Annotated in this window: 10 protein-coding genes; 8 read left to right on the forward strand and 2 right to left on the reverse strand. The window is 68.7% G+C overall.

The features are described 5' to 3' along the window. Positions 1-295, forward strand: a 295-nt coding sequence (locus ACFY6U_RS13330; RefSeq protein WP_390037682.1) for a transposase, incomplete at its 5' end; no start/stop codon positions are given. A gap of 748 nt (positions 296-1043) precedes the next feature. Here ACFY6U_RS13330 and ACFY6U_RS13335 read toward each other — a convergent pair. Together ACFY6U_RS13335 and ACFY6U_RS13340 are read right to left on the reverse strand one after the other, a co-directional pair. After that, a complete protein-coding gene (locus ACFY6U_RS13335; protein ID WP_390037684.1) occupies positions 1044-1433 on the reverse strand; it encodes a hypothetical protein in 390 nt (129 codons plus the stop codon). 55 nt (positions 1434-1488) lie between these two features. Next, on the reverse strand, positions 1489-2073 hold the full coding sequence (locus ACFY6U_RS13340) for an ATP-binding protein (RefSeq protein ID WP_390037686.1): 585 nt from the start codon (positions 2071-2073) through the stop codon (positions 1489-1491). 203 nt (positions 2074-2276) lie between these two features. On the opposite strand from ACFY6U_RS13340, the gene ACFY6U_RS13345 reads away from it, so the two are divergent. The 7 genes from ACFY6U_RS13345 to ACFY6U_RS13375 all read left to right on the forward strand — a co-directional run bounded on the left by ACFY6U_RS13345 (position 2277) and on the right by ACFY6U_RS13375 (position 16628). Further along, the gene (locus ACFY6U_RS13345) at positions 2277-3107 is read left to right on the forward strand and encodes a helix-turn-helix domain-containing protein (protein WP_390037688.1); all 831 of its coding nucleotides are present in this window, start codon (positions 2277-2279) and stop codon (positions 3105-3107) included. After that, on the forward strand, positions 3104-3307 hold the full coding sequence (locus ACFY6U_RS13350; protein ID WP_390037690.1) for a DUF397 domain-containing protein: 204 nt from the start codon (positions 3104-3106) through the stop codon (positions 3305-3307). The genes ACFY6U_RS13345 and ACFY6U_RS13350 overlap by 4 nt, the downstream gene beginning before the upstream one ends. Before the next feature lie 611 nt (positions 3308-3918). Next, positions 3919-4614 carry a hypothetical protein gene (locus ACFY6U_RS13355; protein WP_390037692.1) on the forward strand — a complete coding sequence of 232 codons (696 nt, stop codon included), beginning with the start codon at positions 3919-3921 and terminating at the stop codon, positions 4612-4614. 384 nt (positions 4615-4998) lie between these two features. Beyond that, on the forward strand, positions 4999-5301 hold the full coding sequence (locus ACFY6U_RS13360; RefSeq protein ID WP_390037694.1) for a tetratricopeptide repeat protein: 303 nt from the start codon (positions 4999-5001) through the stop codon (positions 5299-5301). 399 nt (positions 5302-5700) lie between these two features. Further along, positions 5701-15339: a LamG-like jellyroll fold domain-containing protein gene (locus tag ACFY6U_RS13365; RefSeq protein ID WP_390037696.1), complete on the forward strand. Its 9639-nt coding sequence runs from the start codon at positions 5701-5703 to the stop codon at positions 15337-15339. Next, positions 15336-15869, forward strand: coding sequence for an SMI1/KNR4 family protein (locus tag ACFY6U_RS13370; protein ID WP_390037698.1), 534 nt, complete (start codon positions 15336-15338; stop codon positions 15867-15869). The genes ACFY6U_RS13365 and ACFY6U_RS13370 overlap by 4 nt, the downstream gene beginning before the upstream one ends. Before the next feature lie 312 nt (positions 15870-16181). Further along, positions 16182-16628 (forward strand): hypothetical protein, encoded by a 447-nt coding sequence (locus ACFY6U_RS13375; protein ID WP_390037700.1) that lies wholly within the window; start codon positions 16182-16184, stop codon positions 16626-16628. Positions 16629-17344 lie beyond the last annotated feature (716 nt).

The raw sequence follows: 17344 nt of genomic DNA on the forward strand, positions 1-17344 counted from the left end.
GCAGGCCGACGTGCTGGCCTTCACCTCCTTTCCGCGCGAGATCTGGCGGCAGATCTGGTCCAACAATCCGCAGGAACGGCTGAACAAGGAGATCAAGCGTCGCACCGACGTGGTCGGCATCTTCCCCGACCGCACCGCGCTGATCCGCCTGGTCGGCGCGGTTCTGGCCGAGCAGAACGACGAGTGGACCGAGGCCCGCCGTTACATGGGACTCGACCTGCTGGCCAAGGCCCGCCTCCACCCGATCGAGTCAGAAACCGACGACGCCGTCATGCCCACCGAACTCACCGCATAGCCTCAAACAAGAGATCACCGAGTGGCCGTCGATACACCACTCCAGCGGACGTGACCTGGCCAACTCTCAGACCACACAGAGCGGTCAGCGCCTCAGCAAGCACGAGCACGCGACCCTGCATCCTGAGGTCGTCCACGGATGCAGCGTGCTTGGCGGGCGCCCCCGGCGACTGTCGCACGGCATGCGAACGAGGAGATGCGGAATCCGGGCCGGCTCGGCATCACCCCGGGGGGACTGCAGGTAAGGGACACGTCCCCACGTCGCAGTCGGGCGTCAGGTGGGGCTGTCGTACAGTTCGTGACGGAGGCCCCGAGCGGTGTGTGCCAGGGCGCTCAGGAGATCTTGCAGAGCGTCATCGCGCGCTTGTCGACCTCGCCCGGAGATCCGAGGACGGAGTCGCTGCCCACGTAGACGGTGTCCCAGGGTGAGGTTCCGGCCGGGCAGTTGCCGGCGCTGAGGAGCAGTCCGCCGGAGAGGTCTCAGCCCAGTGCGCTCGCGTCCGGCAGTCGCTGGGTGGCCGGCTCAGCGGAAGCGCCGGGCTCTCCCTGGTCACCTTTGGCGCCGCGCTCGCCTTGCGGTCCTTGCTCACCCTGAGGCCCCCGGAGTCCTTCCGGTCCTGCCGGGCCTCGAGCGCCGGCGGGGCCCGTTCCGACGAAGTAGGCGCAGGCCACTGCTCCCGCTGCGCCGGAGAGGGCGACAACGGCTGCGGTGGCGGCGATGCCTATCGCTACGTGACGGTGGTTCGGTCTCATGCGTTTTCCTTCGGGTCAGAGGCGCTGGTAGCGCTGTATGCCGCGAACGTGCGGGCCTGTTCGGTCTTGCGGACCTGTCCCAGCTCGATGGGGCGTAGGACGTGGGGTCGGCCGACGTGTTTGAGGATGGCGCCGAAGTACGGTACGGGCGTGTGCTCGTAGGCGACTACGAGGGAGGAGAGCAGCACCCCGTAGGCGGGCGGGCTGTCAACGGCTATGAGGATCGCCTCTCTGGCACTGTCGGAGAGGTCCGATGGCTTGAGCCCGGCGGCAGCTGCGAGAGTGTGCCAGCCCACACAGACCTGGCGCTGGGCAGCGTCGACAAGCGCCCGCCGTACGGCTACGACCACAGCCGCCTTGGTGGTCCCGAGCTGGCCCCAGCGCACGTGGTCCTTCTTGGCCGCCGGAACGGCACTGCCACTTTGAACGGCGAGCACGGACTCACCGACGACGACCTCCGTAACTGGCGTCCCCAGGCTGCAACCCGAGGCCGTCGCCCTGCCCTGAAGAAGTAGTCGTAAACGACTCGGCGTTGTGCCCGCACGCCGATGCCGAGTCTGCTGGACGAGGGGCCTCCGGGTGCGTGTGCGGGTGGCCTCCGGTCGGCACGCGCAGCACCGCCCAGATGGTCTTGCCGGGGGCGGTCGGGCGAGGGGTGACGCCCCAGTCATCCGCGAGCGCGGCGACGAGGTGGAGGCCGCGGCCGGACTCGGACAGGGAGTCGGGGGTCGGGGGAGTGGACGGGGGCTGCTTCTCGGCTCGGGTGTCGGTTACCTCGATGCGGAAGGTGCCCTCGGTCAGGGTGAGTTGGAGGTGGAAGTCCCGGCCGGGGACGTGTCCGTGGCGTACGGCGTTGGCGCTGAGTTCGGCCGTGATGAGGGTGAGCATCTCGTTGGCCGGAGTCGTGTACGGGTGGCCCCAGTCGTTCAGGCGGTGTGAGACCAGTCGGCGGGCGAGGCGGGCACCGCGTGGGGTCGAGCTGAAGCGCATGGTGAACTCGCGCTCGGGTGCGAGGCGCTCTGGCATATGCCTATTCGGGGGAGTTGCTGACTTCATGGGGTAAACGGTCGCTGACCCTGCGTAGCGTTGACCAGGAGCGACGTGCTGACGGGTGCCTGCTGTACACGTGGGCGGTGCGCTTGTATGCGGCGCGGAGCGTGACGGTTACCTGGCACCGTGCGTTGGGTGAAGTCCGGTGACTGTGGCGGTCGTACGGGAGGAGCTGCGGCGTGGACGACGAGGTTCAGCAGCCGGAGTATGAGGTCGGGACAGGCATGTTGTGCGTGTTCGGGCGGCAGTTGAAGCTGTTCCGGGAGCGGGCGGAGATGGACCGTGCGAAGCTCGGGTCGCTGACCGGGTACTCGGTCTCGACGATCGCGGCGTTCGAGCAGGGAAGACGTATTCCGCCGCCGAGATTCATCGACCAGGCGGATGAAGTGCTGAAAGCGGGCGGGGTGTTGGGCGCGAGTAAGGAGGAGGTGGCGCGGGCTCAGTATCCGTCGTTCTTTCGGGACGCGGCGCGGTTGGAGGCGGAGGCCGTTGAGCTGCATCTGTATGCGAACCAGGCAGTGCCCGGGCTTTTACAGACGGAGGAGTATGCGCGCGCCATCTTCATGATGATGCGGCCGCCCATGGATGACGACCTGATCGAACAGCGAGTGTCCGCGCGCCTGGCTCGGCAGGAGATCTTGTCTGGCCGTGATGCACCGCTCGCCAGTTTTGTCATTGATGAGGCGGTGCTGAAGCGTCCTATCGGAGGGCGGGAAGTCCTGCGTGGCCAGCTAGAGCACATCCTTCTGACGGGGGAGCGGCGGAACATCGAGATCCAGGTGATGCCGCTTGACCGCGAGGAGAACGCTGGTATGGCTGGTCCCTTCACCTTGATCGAGACGAAGGAAGGGCGGAGGATCGCGTACGCCGAGGTACAGAACGTGAGCCGTCTGCAGACGGAGCGGGAACGGGTCCGTGCGTTGGAGGCCAAGTACGGGATCCTCCGGGCACAAGCCCTGACTCCTCGTGAATCATTGGCGTACGTAGAGAAGTTGCTGGGAGAGCCATGAACGAGCACGTACATCAGCACCCCATAGACCAGTTGACATGGCGCAGAAGCAGCTACAGCAGCGAGGAAGGCGGCGAATGCGTCGAGGTCGCCGCCCGCCTCGGCACGGTCCACGTCCGCGACTCAAAGGACACAACCCGTGCCGCACTGGCCGTAGACCCCTCAGCCTGGACCGCGTTCGTCGAGTTCGCGGCCCTCTGACAGGGGCAGGGCCCTGGGCAGGCGTGTGCGTGCGCGGGGCCCTGTTCACGTCCTGACGGGGGCCGGAGCCCACCCATCGTGCCGTCTGGACGGCACGCCTCGGGTATGTGGGGCTTACGACCCGGTTCCTCGGGTACGTGATCAACTGACGACCCAAGGCTCTGACCTTTCCGTCTTCGACGGAGATGCCTTCGTAGGCGTCGTTGACGCTCTGCCTGCTCGTGATAGGTACTGCGCCCCGGGCGCACGCCCACAACGTGGTCAGCGCGCGTTCAACGCTTGGTGGGCCGAGTTGGTGACAGTGTGTGCGTCGGCCCCCAGTCGCTCCGTGACGGAGGCGTCGGTCAACAACGTCTTGGTGCTGCGGTCTGCGACGGCTGATGCAGCGCCACATGGCTCGGTTCCTGTCGGTTGCCGACCGTACCGGCCGTCCTCCGTCGGCCCGGCCCCCAGCGGCAACGCGGTCGCAGCCGAACGCAAGGTCAACCGACTGTCGCTGTGAGACGACGATGCCGGGCGCCCCTGCCCGGCCAGGGCCCCCATCCCGAAGTAGGGCAGCTTTCATGAACACATAAGCTTCACATAGCACCCATGCTCTCCACTGCTTCTTCATGTCTCTCGGGGGAACGATCTCTGTGCTCAACCGGAAATACTTCGGCGCGCTTGGCGCGGCTGCCATGTCCGTGGCGCTCGCTGCCTGCGGCAGTACCACCACGCCCACGGCTGCGAAGCCTTCCGCGTCGAACAGCTCCGCCGTGTCCAGCCCGGCATCCTCTTCTCCGACTCCCGAGGCAGCACTCCTCACAAAGACCCAGCTCACGTCCGCTCTGCTGCCGCTGTCCCAGATGCCTGCCGGCTGGTCGACCGACAGCAGCACCAGCACAGGCGACAAGACCTTCTGCGACTACCGTCAGCCGCACAAGGCGCAGATTCAGGTCTCCCGCACCTTCCAGAAGGGCGGAGGGTTCACCGCCACGATTGCCACTGCCGGGATTCGGCAGTACGCGAGCGCGAGCGACGCCGCCGAGTCGTTCACCGCGATGGAGAAGGCGCTCGAGACCTGTCACCAGGAGACCTACCAGGGGTCGGTGCTGAAGTACTCGCCGATGAGCGTGGACAAGCTAGGTGACCGGTCCCTGGGTGTACGCATCGACAGCGACGGCACCACGTTGCTTCAGCAGTTCACCCTCGACGGGCCCACCCTGATCAACGTGGGCACCGGCGGCCTCACGGACGCGGATGCCGACACTGCCACCAAGCTTCTGCGCGATCAGGTCGACCGGTACGAGGCCGCAGCCCGTAAGTAGGGCAGGCCGCGCGAGCCCAGCCGGGGAGTCGGTAGTCCGGCCGGCCGGCGCAGACGCACCTCTGCCTGGCAGTTACGGGCGGGTCTCCGCAGGGCGCATCCCGTGGCGACCCCGATGACACAGGGGCTTCCTCCGCTCAGTCGGCCTGCGAAAACGGCATTTGGCGAATCTCTGGAAGCGGCAACGCGGTCCAGTAGGCGGCAGCGCCGTCGGCATCACTCGACGGAGTTTGAAGCAACTTCGGCGTTCGCTGCGGGTCGCGGGCGTGATGGCGGTCAGCTGCGGGTCGCGGGCGTGATGGCGGTCAGCTGCGGCAGCGAAGAGGACGGTGGGCTGCTTTCGCTGCCGTCGGAATGTTCCGGTCTCCTCGGCCCCGATCACACGGTGACGCTCGGCGCCGGGCACAACCACGCCTGGGCGCTGTACCTCCTGGGCCGTTTCGGCGAGGCCGACGAGGAGATCCGGGTGGTCGCCGACGCCTATGTGCGGCGCTTCGGCCCCGAGTACCCGATCGTGCTCGCGGCCCGGCATTTCTTCTCCCGGACCCGGTCCGCGCTCGGCCACCTGGATGTGGGGGTCGAGCTGATGACCGACGTCGTCGCACGGCGGGAACGCGGGCTGGGTCCCGAACACCCCTTCACGGTCGCGAGCCGTCGGCTGCTGGACGAGTACCGATCGGGTCAGTGACACCCGCCGCAACCGTCTGGCGGATGACGGCGGACACGTGACGGCGCCCACCGGATCGCCGTCGGTGTGGTCCTGGCTGGATGAACTCGATGCCGAGGTCCCGGCAGAGGCGGAGCGGACCGTCCAGGGCGAGCACGGCAGCGCGTTCGAACCGAGCCCTGCAGAGCCGTTGGCGTGCAGGTGACGTCGGGATGGCGGACGTGTGAACGGGTGGCTGCGGCTGCGTAGGTTGTTCAGGGCTCGCCAAAGGGATGTCCAGGGTTGGCAAAAGGGATCTTGCCCCCTCCTTCACGTGGCGCTTACAACTTGTCGCCGCAGCCTGTGTGTTCACGGCCACGTCCGGATGCCCCCGGCTGTCTCTGTTTCCTGGCGGTGCGTTCGTGAAGGTCGGTGGGTGGGGTGCGTCCGCTGTCGCGGTGGCGTGTATGGCTGGCCGTGGTGCCGTTGCTGGTGTCCTTCTGGGCTCAGGAGGGCGGCGCGGCCTACGCGGCGACGCGGCCGTCCGTCTCCCTGGGGGCCGGACTGGACCAGGTCTGGAAGTGGCTGTCGGGCTCCGACGGTCCGGGCCCGGGGTCGAAGACCGGCTCGGCGCGTGACGTGCGTGCCGCGAAGAGCGGTCGCGGACGGCCCGCGGGGAAGGCGCCGGGCAAGGGCAAGGGGCAGTTGGCCGCCTGGAAGGCGCCGAGCACTCGAGCCGAGAAGGAACGTTCCGGCAGGGCAGCCGTGGGCTTCGACCCGAAGACGAGCAAGCGCGTCGCCGCCAAGTCCGGCGCGCAGTTCGACTACTTCCAGAACACCGACGGGTCCTTCACCCGGAAGATGTCGCAGTCCCGGATCAACTACAAGGACGACACGGGGACGTGGAAGTCCATCGACACCCGGGTGGCGAAGGGCGGCGACGGCCGCTGGCACGAGAAGGCGAACTCCCTCGGCGTGTCCTTCGCGCCCGCCACGGCAACGGCGGGTTCCGTACGGCAGTCCGCACTGCGGGGGAGTGGCACGGGCTCGGTTGTGCCCGCCGCCCTGAGCTGGAAGACCACGTCCGCCGTCCAGGCCGACGACCCGACGGCCACCCCCAGTCCGACCCCCAGCCCCACCGTCAGCTCCGGCACCTCGGCCCAGGCCGACCTGGCCACGCTGACCATCTCCGACTCGGAGTCGGTGTCCTGGTCGTTGGCCGGTGCCAATGCCGTGTCCGGCACCGCCTCCGGCTCCTCCGTCGAGTACGACGGCGTCCTCACCGACACGAACCTCGTGCTCGCGCCGACCGCGGACGGTGTCAAGGAGTCCCTCGTGCTGACCTCGGCGAACGCGCCGACCAGCTGGGTCTTCCCGATGTCCCTGAAGGGCCTGACGCTGACCACCGCAGCCGACGGCACGGTGGAGCTGGTGGACGGCAGCGGCACGGTCGCCGCGGCGCTGCCCCAGCCGTTCGCCCGGGACTCCTACGTCGACCCGGCCACCGGGGAGTCCCACGACAACTGGGGCATGACGTACAGCGTCACCGACGTCGACGGCACCCCGGCTGTGAAGATGTCGCTGGACGCCTCCTGGCTGTCCGGCTCCGACATCGCCTTCCCGGTGACCGTCGACCCGACCATGACCGTGACGACCGCGGGCCAGACCCTCACGACGTACGTCTACTACCCGAACACCGCCGACTACTCGTCGGACACGACCATGCGGGTCGGCACCCCGGACGGCGGCGCCTACATCGGCCAGGCGTTCATGAAGTTCCTGGGGCTGCCGGACACCGACGGCTACCACATCACCGCCGCCTCCCTGCACCTGTTCGACGTGTGGGCGTACACGTGCAGTTCCGCCACCTCGTACAACGTCATGCCGATCACGCAGCAGTGGTGGGTGACCGGCAGCAAGTCGTGGTCGGACCGGCCGGCGACCGCCGCGTCCATAGGCACCTGGTCGGGCACCGTCTCCGACACGGTTTGCGGGAACACCTCCGTCTCCACCGGCACCGGCCAGTGGCAGACCACCGACCTGGACACGGACTGGTTCCAGAAGGTGGCCCTCGGCGAGACCAGCAACTACGGCCTGTCCGTGTTCTCCTCGGGGACCAACTCCAACCAGTGGAAGAAGTTCGACTCCTCTCAGGTCGACTCCCACGCGCCGTACATCACGGTGACCTACAGCAAGAACTCCGCGCCGGACATCGAACGCACCAACCCCGCGGCCGGCTTCGTCTCGCCGTCGCTGCGCCCGCAGCTGCAGGCCAAGGCCGTCGACCCGGACACCTTCCCCAACTCCTCCCTCAAGTACGACTTCGCCGTCTACAACTCGGCGGGCAAGCAGATCGACACCTCCGGCTGGCAGACCTCGGCCAAGTGGACCGTTCCGTCGGGAGACCTGGACTGGTCGACGTCGTACTACTGGACCGTCTCCGCCAACGACGGCTGGTCGACGACCACGAGCGGCAGCAGAGCCCTGTCCACCCTGGTCGCCCAACCCCTGGTCGCCTCACGTCTGGCGCAGAACGGCGGGCACGGCTACGACGAGGAGGCCGGCAACTTCACCACCTCCGCCACCGACGCCGACGTGTCCACCGTCGGCCCGGACCTGCAGGTGACCCGCTCCTACAACTCCCTGGACACCAGCACCGCCGGGGCGTTCGGTGCGGGCTGGTCGGCGCTCGCCGACATGCGCGCGGTGATGGACGACGACGGTTCCAAGAGCGTGGTGATCACGGATGACGGCGGCAAGCAGCAGCGCTGGGGCTATTCGACGTCCGGCTACACCCCGCCCACCGGCACCTACGGCACCTTCAAGGCGCTCTCGGCGGGCTACTCGCTGACGGAGACCTCGGGAACGACCTACACCTTCGACACTTCGGGCGGCACCAACATCTGGTTGCTGTCGGGGATCAAGACGCACGCAGGGCTGACCGAGTCGCTCACCTACGACACCTCGTACCGGCTGAGCACCATCAAGAACAACGTCTCCGCCCGCACTCTCTACTTCACCTGGTCCAAGCCGTCCGGCGCCGCCCACTACCACGTGCACACGGTCACGACCGACGCGGCGACCAGCGGTGACACCAGCACCGCCGCCCTGTGGACGTACGGCTACACCGGCGACCAGCTCACCTCCGTGTGCCCGCCCGCCACCTCGGCTCCGTCGACCGCGTCGACCTCCTGCTACGCGTACACCTACGAGTCCGGCTCCAACTACCCGGCCGCCGCCCTGGACGCGAACCCGAGCGGCTACTGGCGCCTCGACGAGGCGTCCGGAAGCACCACGGCCGCTTCCTCGGTCCTGGCCAACGAACAGACGGACGCGGGCAGTTACAAGACCGCCACGCTTGGCGGCACCACCGGGCCGCTCACCGGATCCTCGGCGACAGCCGCGACCCTGGCGGGCAGCGGATACGTCAAGGTTCCGGCCGGGCTGCTGCACGCCAGCACCACCCGCGCGGTGTCCCTGTGGTTCAAGACGTCCAAGAAGGGCGTCCTGATCGGCGACCAGTCCACGTCGGTCGCCGGCGCCACGGCGGCCTCCGGCACCTGGACGCCGGTGCTGTACGTGGGCTCGGACGGCAAGCTGCGCGGCCACTGGTGGAGCGTGAGCGGCTCCGGCAGCTCCGACTTCGGCTCCACCGGCACCGTCACGGACAACACCTGGCACCACGCCGTGCTCAGCTCGGACGGCAGCACCCAGACCCTTTACCTGGACGGCACCAAGCAGGACACCTTCTCCGGCACCCCCGACGACCAGTCCAACGTCGACACCTACATCGGCGCCGGGTTCGCGGACTCCTGGATCGACTCCCCGGGTGCCGTCAGCTACTTCACCGGCTCCATCTCGGACGTCTCCTTCTACAGCCACCCGCTCACCGCTTCCCAGGCGGACGACCTCTACGCGGCGGGCACGACCAGCGCGGCCCTGCTGACCAAGGAGGTGAGCCCCGCCGGGCGCACCACCGCGGCCGTCTCCTACGACACCGATGCCGACCGCCTGACACAGGTCACCGACGAGCACGGCGGCACCTGGAAGCTCGGCGCCCCCACCGTGGCCGGTTCCAGCGCGGTCTTCCGCGGCTCGGTCCTGGGCGCGGACCCGGCCGGGTACTGGCAGCTCGGCGACGACAGCGACGACGGTTCGGCGGCCTACGCGGACGACGAGGTCGACGGCGGCGACGGCACCTTCAACAACGTCACCCTGGGGGTGAGCGGCCCGTTCAGCGCCAAGGACAGCACCGCGAACACCGCCGCCTCCTTCGACGGTACCGACTCCTACGTCTCCGTTCCCGCCGACCTGCTGCACACCGACACCAAGCGCAGCATCGGCATCTGGTTCAAGACCTCCACCGCCGGCGTGCTCATCGGTGACCAGTCGACCGCCATCGACGGGGCCACCTCGGCCTCCGGCACCTGGACACCGGTGCTGTACGTGGGCTCCGACGGCAAGCTGCACGGCCACTGGTGGAGCGTGAGCGGCTCCGGCGGCGCCGCCTTCGGCTCCACCGGCACGGTCACCGACAACGCCTGGCACTACGCGGTGCTCAGCTGCGACGTAGACAGCCAGGCGCTGTTCCTGGACGGCACCAAGCAGGACACCTTCTCCGGCACCCCCGCCGACCAGTCCAACACCCTCACCTACATCGGCGCGGGCTTCGCCAAGAGCTGGCTCGACTCGCCCGGTGACGTCAGCTACTTCAAGGGATCCATCGCCGAGGTCGCCTTCTACGGCCACAACCTGACCTCCGCCCAGGTCGCCACCCAGTGGAACGCCTACAAGCAGGCGGGCGGCGCCGTCGCCACCGAGTCCGTGGCCGTCACCGACCCCGGGAACAACACCCTCAGCAGCACCTACGACCTGTCCGACGGCGGCCGGATCCTCACCGACACCGACGGGACGGGCGCCACCACCTCCTACGGCTACGACACCTCGGGCTTCGTGTACACCACGACCGACGGCAACGGTGACGTGACCACCACCGGTCACAACTCCCGCGGTGACGTGGTCTCCCGGACCACGTGCCAGGACCAGTCGGCCGCCAAGTGCTCGACGTCGTACTTCACGTACTACCTCAACACCTCCTCCGACACGGATCCGCGCAACGACCAGCTGCTGACCTCCTCCGACGGCCGCTCGGCCGGCTCGACGGACACCACCTACCAGACCGTCAACAGCTATGACACCAACGGCAATCTGCTCACCACCACGACACCGGCGGTCACCGGCCACAGCGCGGGCCTGACGACGAAGAAGACGTACACGACGTCCACCACGGCCGGCTACGTCTCCGGCACGGTCGCCCCGGCGGGCCTGCTCGCCTCGACCACCACGCCGGGAGGCGCGACCACCTCGTACGTCTACTACGCGAACGGCGACCTCGCCCAGGCGACCTCGCCGCTCGGCCTGGTCACCCGGTACACGTACGACGCCGTCGGCCGCGTCCTGACCAGGACCGAGATCTCCGACACCTATCCGGCGGGCCTGGTCACCCGTTACACCTACGACCCGCTGGGCCGCGTCCTCACCGAACTCGACCCCGGCACCACGAACGCCGTCCGGGCGAACGTCGTCCACACGGCCCTGACGACCAGGACCTACGACGCCGACGGCAACACCCTCACCAGCACGGTCTCCGACACCACCGGCGGCGACACGGCCCGGAGCACGAGCACGGTCTACAACGACTTCGGCGAACCGAAGACCGTCACGGACCCCGAACAGCAGACCACCGCCTTCACCTACGACTCCTACGGCAACAAGCAGACGGAGACCGACGCCGACGGCCAGTCCTACGCCTTCACCTACGACGCCGACGGCAACCCGCTGACGACGACCCTCACCAACTACACGGGCTCGTCAGCCACTCCTGACACCTCCGCCGCCAAGCTCCTGGAACAGCGGACGTACGACGGTGCCGGCCGCCTGCACACCCTCACCGACGGCATCGGCGTCACCACGACGTACGCCTACTACGACAACGGCCTGACGAAGCAGATCACCCGCACCGGCTCCGCCGGCACCAGCTACGTCGACGAGCAGGACTCCTACGACGACGCGGGCAACCTCACCGCGAAGACCACCGCCAACGGCACACTCACCACGACCTACACCGTCGACGCCGCCGACCGCACCACGGGCACCACCGAGGACCCGAACGCCCTCGACCGGTCGACCACGTACACCTTCGACGCGGACTCGCGCGTCCTGACGTCCACCCAGACCGACGCGGCCGGCGACCCGGCGCAGAAGTGGACTCACACCTACGACGCGGCCGGTGACACCCTGTCCTCCGCGCAGTACGTCTCCAGCTCTCTCACTCTCACCACCAGCGCCACCTACGACGAGCGCGGCCTGCAGGTCACCTCGACCGACCCCGAGCAGCAGGTCACCCGCTACGCCAACGACGAGGCCGGCCGGCTGACCACGACCACCAGCCCGGCGATCACCGTCACCGCGCCCGGCACCGGCGCCACGGACACCGAGTACCCGGTCACCCTCGACGGCTACGACACCTTCGGCGACCGCACCGAGGCCGAGGACGCGGACGGCCACATCACCGCCACCGCCTACGACCGGGACGGCCGCAAGACCGGCACCACCCTGCCGTCGTACAACGGCACCTCGGCCACCACCGCCTGGACCTACGACGCCGCCGGCGACGTCCTCACCGAGACCGATGCCAAGGGCGAGACCGACTACGCCTACGACCAGCTCGGTGACCTGGTCAAGCAGACGAACCCGGCCATCGACATCTCCGGCACCGCCACCCGGGGCACCTTCACCTACTCCTACGACCTGGCCGGCGACCGGCTGACCGAGACCTCGCCCTACGGCTCGGTCACCCACCACGGCTACGACGACCTCGGCCGCGCGAGCAGCGACTGGGTGTACGTCTACACCTCGACCACCGCCCAGACGAAACAGGAGACCGACACCGCCTACAACACGGCCGGTCAGGTCTCGCAGACCGCCTCGGTCAGCGGAGTCACGGCCAAGTACACGTACGACGCGCTGGGCCGTACCCACACGGCGGCCGACACCACCGGCGACACCACGACGTACAGCTACGACCTGCGTGACGACGTCATCAAGACCGTCCTGCCGGACCAGAGCGTCCAGACCGCGACCTACGACGCGGCCGGCCGCGAGACCGCGACCGCGAACCAGACGCCGGCCGGCACGGTGCTGTCGTCGACGTCGGCTACGTACACGAACGACGGCCGGCTCCAGACGGCCACCGATGCCCGTCAGCACACCACGAGCTACGAGTACGACGCCGTCGGCGACCTGACGAAGCAGACGGAGCCGGTCACCGACAGCACCAGCATCGTCACCAGGTTCGGCTACGACACGGCCGGCCACCAGACCGCCTACACCGACGGCAACGGCGACACCACCTATTACAGGTACAACTCGCTGAGCCTGCCGGCGAGCAAGGAGGTCCCGGCGGTCACCGGCTACACGAGCGACGCCGACCGGACCACGTCCTACACCTACGACGAACGCGGCCGCCTCGTCACCCAGACCGACCCGGGCGGTGTCACCCTCACCAACACCTACGACGCCCTGGACGACCTGACCGCACAGACCGGCACCGGCGCCGACGCGAGCACCGCCGACCGCCACTTCGCCTACTCACTGAACGGCCACCTGGTGGCCTCGGCCGTCGGCGGCACCTGGGAGTACTACGACACCAACGCGCTCGGCGACGTCCTCACCACATCGGGCCAGGCGGGCAACTCGTCCTTCACCTACAACGCCGACGAGAACCCGGCCACCCGCACCGACGCCTCCGGCACGAGCAGCTACACCTACGACACCGACGGCCGTCTGAACACCGACAGGGACGCGGCGACCGGCACCACCCTCACCTACCAGTACAACTCCCTCTCCCAGCCGAAGTCGGTGACCTACGGCACCTCGGGCGACGCCCGCAACTACGGCTACGACGCCCTGCACCGCCTCACCTCCGACACCCTCACCACCGCCACCGGCACCACCGTGGCCTCGGTCGGCTACGACTGGGACAAGAACGACAACCTGACGTCCAAGACCACCACGGGACTCCAGGGCGCCGCGGCGAACTCGTACACCTACGACTACGCCGACCGCCTCACGTCCTGGACGTCCGGCGCCACGACCACCGGATACACCTACGACGGCGACGGCAACCGCCTGACGGCGGGTGCCAAGACCTACACCTACAACGCCCGGGACCAGCTGACCTCCGACGGAACGCTCGACTACAGCTACACGGCACGCGGCACCCTCGCCGCCAAGGGCTCCACGCCATACACCTTCGACGCCTACGGCCAGCAGGCCACCGCCGGAGCCACGGCCTACACCTACGACGCACTGGGCCGTGCCATGACCGACGGCTCGACCGCACTCACCTACTCCGGCACCGACAACACGGTCGCCTCCGACGGCACGACCACCTACAGCCGCGACCCCTCGGGCGCCCTCACCGGCGAGTCCTCGGCGGCCGGTGCCACCCTGGCCTGGACCGACCTGCACACGGACGTCATCGGCCAGTTCACGGCGACGGGCAGTACGCTGACCGGCTCTGCGAGCTACGACCCGTGGGGCACGACCACCGCCTCCACCCTGACCGGCAGCGTGGGCTACCAGAGCGAGTACACCGACCCGGCGACAGGCAACGTCAACATGCACGCCCGCTGGTACAGCCCGAGCACAGGCGGCTTCAACTCCGCGGACACGTTCGACAATCCGGCGGTCGGAGACAGCACCAACGCGAACGACTACGCGTACGCGAACGACACACCGCTCACCGGGACGGATCCGAGCGGACACTGCTTCTGGGACGCGTGCATCGGAGAAGCGGAGGGCGCCTACCTCCTGGGCTCGGCCCTGATCGGCGCCTGCATCGCGTACTGCTCCAGCCTGTCCAACAGCATCTCGGACGCGTGGAACTCAGTGTCCAGCTGGGGAAGTTCCGGCTCCACCACGCACAGCCACTCCCACGCCGCCAGCTCCAGCTCCAGCTCCAGCGCCACCCACGTCGCGTCCGGAGAGTGCGTCGACTACTGGTCGATGGCCTGCGAGACCCGTTACAGCAGGCCCTCGCACAGCAGCGGCCGCTCCTCCTCGGGATCCGGCTCCGGGGGCGGCGGCTCCAGCGGCGGCACCTGCTACTACTGCGGCGGCGGGGGCAGCGGCGTCAGCGCCGCGGAACAGGCGGCCGCTGCGGCCAAGGCGGCCGCGGCAGCGGCAGCCGCCGCCGCGGCGCGCCGCGCGGCGATCCGTGCCCACGCCATCAAGATCACCGCGTCCATCGGCAAGTCCACGCTGAAGGTCCACTCGATCTCAGCCGCCGCCGAGCCGCCGACTGTGAGGATCAACATCGGCAACTCGGTGCGCAACGCCGCTTCCGCCGTCGCCGCCGGACTCACCACTGCCGCCGTTTGCGTGGTCACCGGCGCCTGCGCGCCCCACGACGACGACTCCGAATCCACCTGCACACGAGACGGCCAAGGCTGGAACGACCCGATGGACACGGACCCGGCGCACGGAAACCGAGCACAGGGCGTGACGGCCTGCCTGAACAGTCAGTTCCTGGAGGAAAACCCCGGTTCCCACACCCAGACGGACGTCCGGCCGCCGGGTTACACCTGGGCACAGCACTACGCGCGGCACCTGAAGGCGAACCCTTCCCGCGTCGTCAACAACTGCCACCTGCTCGGCAGGCAACTCGGCGGCTCCGGAACGGACCTGAGGAATCTCGCGACATGCGGTGTGGACGCGAACACCTATCCGCCGCGGGGAGGCCTCGGAGCCATGGACAACATGGTCCAGTTCGAAGACCGCGTAGCAGGCGAGGTGGCGGAAGGCGACACCGTCCTGTACCGCGTGGTGCCCGTCTACGCCGGCGACCGGGTCGTTCCCAAGGCCTTCGTCATGACCGCCACCTCCTGGGACGCCGACGGAAACCCTCTGGGCACCCAGCGCCGCGACGTGCCCAACCTCATGAACACCCGTTCCGGCTGGAAGAATCTCGGCACGGTGGTGGACAGTCGCACCGGAGAGGATGTCCCGACACCATGACCATGCATGAGGCTGTCGAACGGCTGCGGGAGATCATGCCTCCGCCGTCACACGGTGACATCGTCGACTGGGACGCGGTCCACGCCCAGTGCGGCCTTCGTTTCCCACAGGACTACCGCGCTTTCGTCTCCGTCTACGGGGGTGGCACCCTTGACGACTACCTGGGGATCTCCACCCCGCCCACGGGCGACTCGTTCTACGGGGATCTGCTCGACGACCTTGAGTCACCGACCGGGGAGGGCTCGGAGCCTCCCTACCCGTACCCTCCCTACCCCGGCCCTGAGAAACTGATCCGCTGGGCGTCCGATCCGGATGGCGACGACGCTTTCTGGGTGCTCAGGAGCGAGGATCCGGATCAGTGGTCCGTCGCTGTGAAGAACCACCAGGCCAGGTCGTGGTCGTCGTTCGACGGAGGCATGACGGAATTCCTCTTGGCGGTCATCACCGGCCGGCATCCGAGCCCGTTCTCCGCCGCGGATTTCCCCTCGCGCCGGCCTCTGTACAGAAACTGGCGTGATGAGGACGAGTGACGTGCTGCGGGCCGGAAGCGTGCGGGCGCTACCAGTCGACTACCGCGACTCTGTCGCGACGTACGGTAGGGGGACTGCCAGTGGCTCGGCAGGCGTCCGCACGCCGTCCTTCGGTGGCTGCCCGTACGAGGATCACCCGCTCTTCGGAGCTGCCACAGAAAGTCGTCACCGGCCTCGCCCGAAGCTCAGGTCGGCACCCCACCCGCGGGCGGCCGCTCACAGGGGAACGGCCGCGTCCGCCTCTGAGACCGAGGAATGAGCGTACCGATGACATCGTGTGTCTCACGGCGGAGGCTTGGGGCCCTGCTGGGTGTGGGTGCCGCCCTGGCGGCGGGTGTTTCGGTGTGGTTCCTGCGTGCCACCCCGGAGGCCGGTGCGCACGCGCCGGAGCCGGTGTCGCACGTCGACACCGCGACCCGGGACTGCCTTCTGACGTCGACGGACGGGGACCCGACGGGCACATGGGCGGCGATGCGGAAGATGGTCGCGGCGAGTGGTTCGAACACCGTCGTCCAGCGTTACCGCCTGCCGGCCGGTGCGGACGCCGTCGCCTACGTCAACACACTCGTGCGGCTTCGCTGCTCGACCGTCGTCACCACGGGCACCGCTGCTCGCTCGGCTGTCGCCGCCCGCCTCGCGTCGGGGGTGAGCCCGCATGTCCGCTTCGTGGTGATCTCCGACCGGCCGCTGCGCGGGACGACGCATCTGGACCCGGACGCGGTGAGCGCGCGGAGCCTCTCCGGCGCGGTGGCCGGGTGACAGGTGGCTGCGCCCGGGAGAGAACCTCATCCTGGCCGATTGGCGGGTGGCCTGTGAGAACGTCGGCGAGAACCTCGCCCTGCCCGATGCGGACCGCCGGGCCGCACGCGGGCTGAAGCTCTCCGCCGCTCTCCCGGAACGACTCGCCGTAACCACGGGGGCGGCCCGCTTGGCCGACTTCGAGAGCGCCCGCTCGGTGCTCTACGTTTGCGCCCCGGGGTACAGCCCGACTCGTCTGCCGCCACCTGCGGCTTTGCCCCGCAAAGTCCCTGAGAAGTCCCTGGACCGGGGCGCAGAGCCTGGTGAGGTCTTGGCCCGGTGGGATTCCCGGGTGGGATTACGCTGCCTCGGAGTCGGCCGTCGTGTCGGCTCGCCCGGCCCATGCGGCGCAGGCGCGCATCTCACCCCGTCCCGACCGGGAAAACGGCGGTGTTGCCGTGTCAGGTTCAAGCGCGCGACGTCGTGCCGCGCCGGGTGACGCCCACCGGGATCAGTGCGCCGAGCACGACCGCGACCGCACCCGCCGTGAACGCGCGCGGCAGTATCCAGGTGATCGGTCAGCAGGCCGCCGGTGAAGGAGCCCAGCGCGAGGAACGACTGCGAGGCGGTGACGAGCAGCGCCAGGGCGGCGTCGGAGGTCTCGGGAAAGAGTCGCATGACGCGTGTCTGCCCGATCAGGGGAACTGCTCCGAAGGCCGCGCCCCACAGCAGCACCA

Origin of the sequence: Streptomyces sp. NPDC013157 (assembly GCF_042899865.1) — a bacterium.
Lineage (GTDB): Bacteria > Actinomycetota > Actinomycetes > Streptomycetales > Streptomycetaceae > Streptomyces.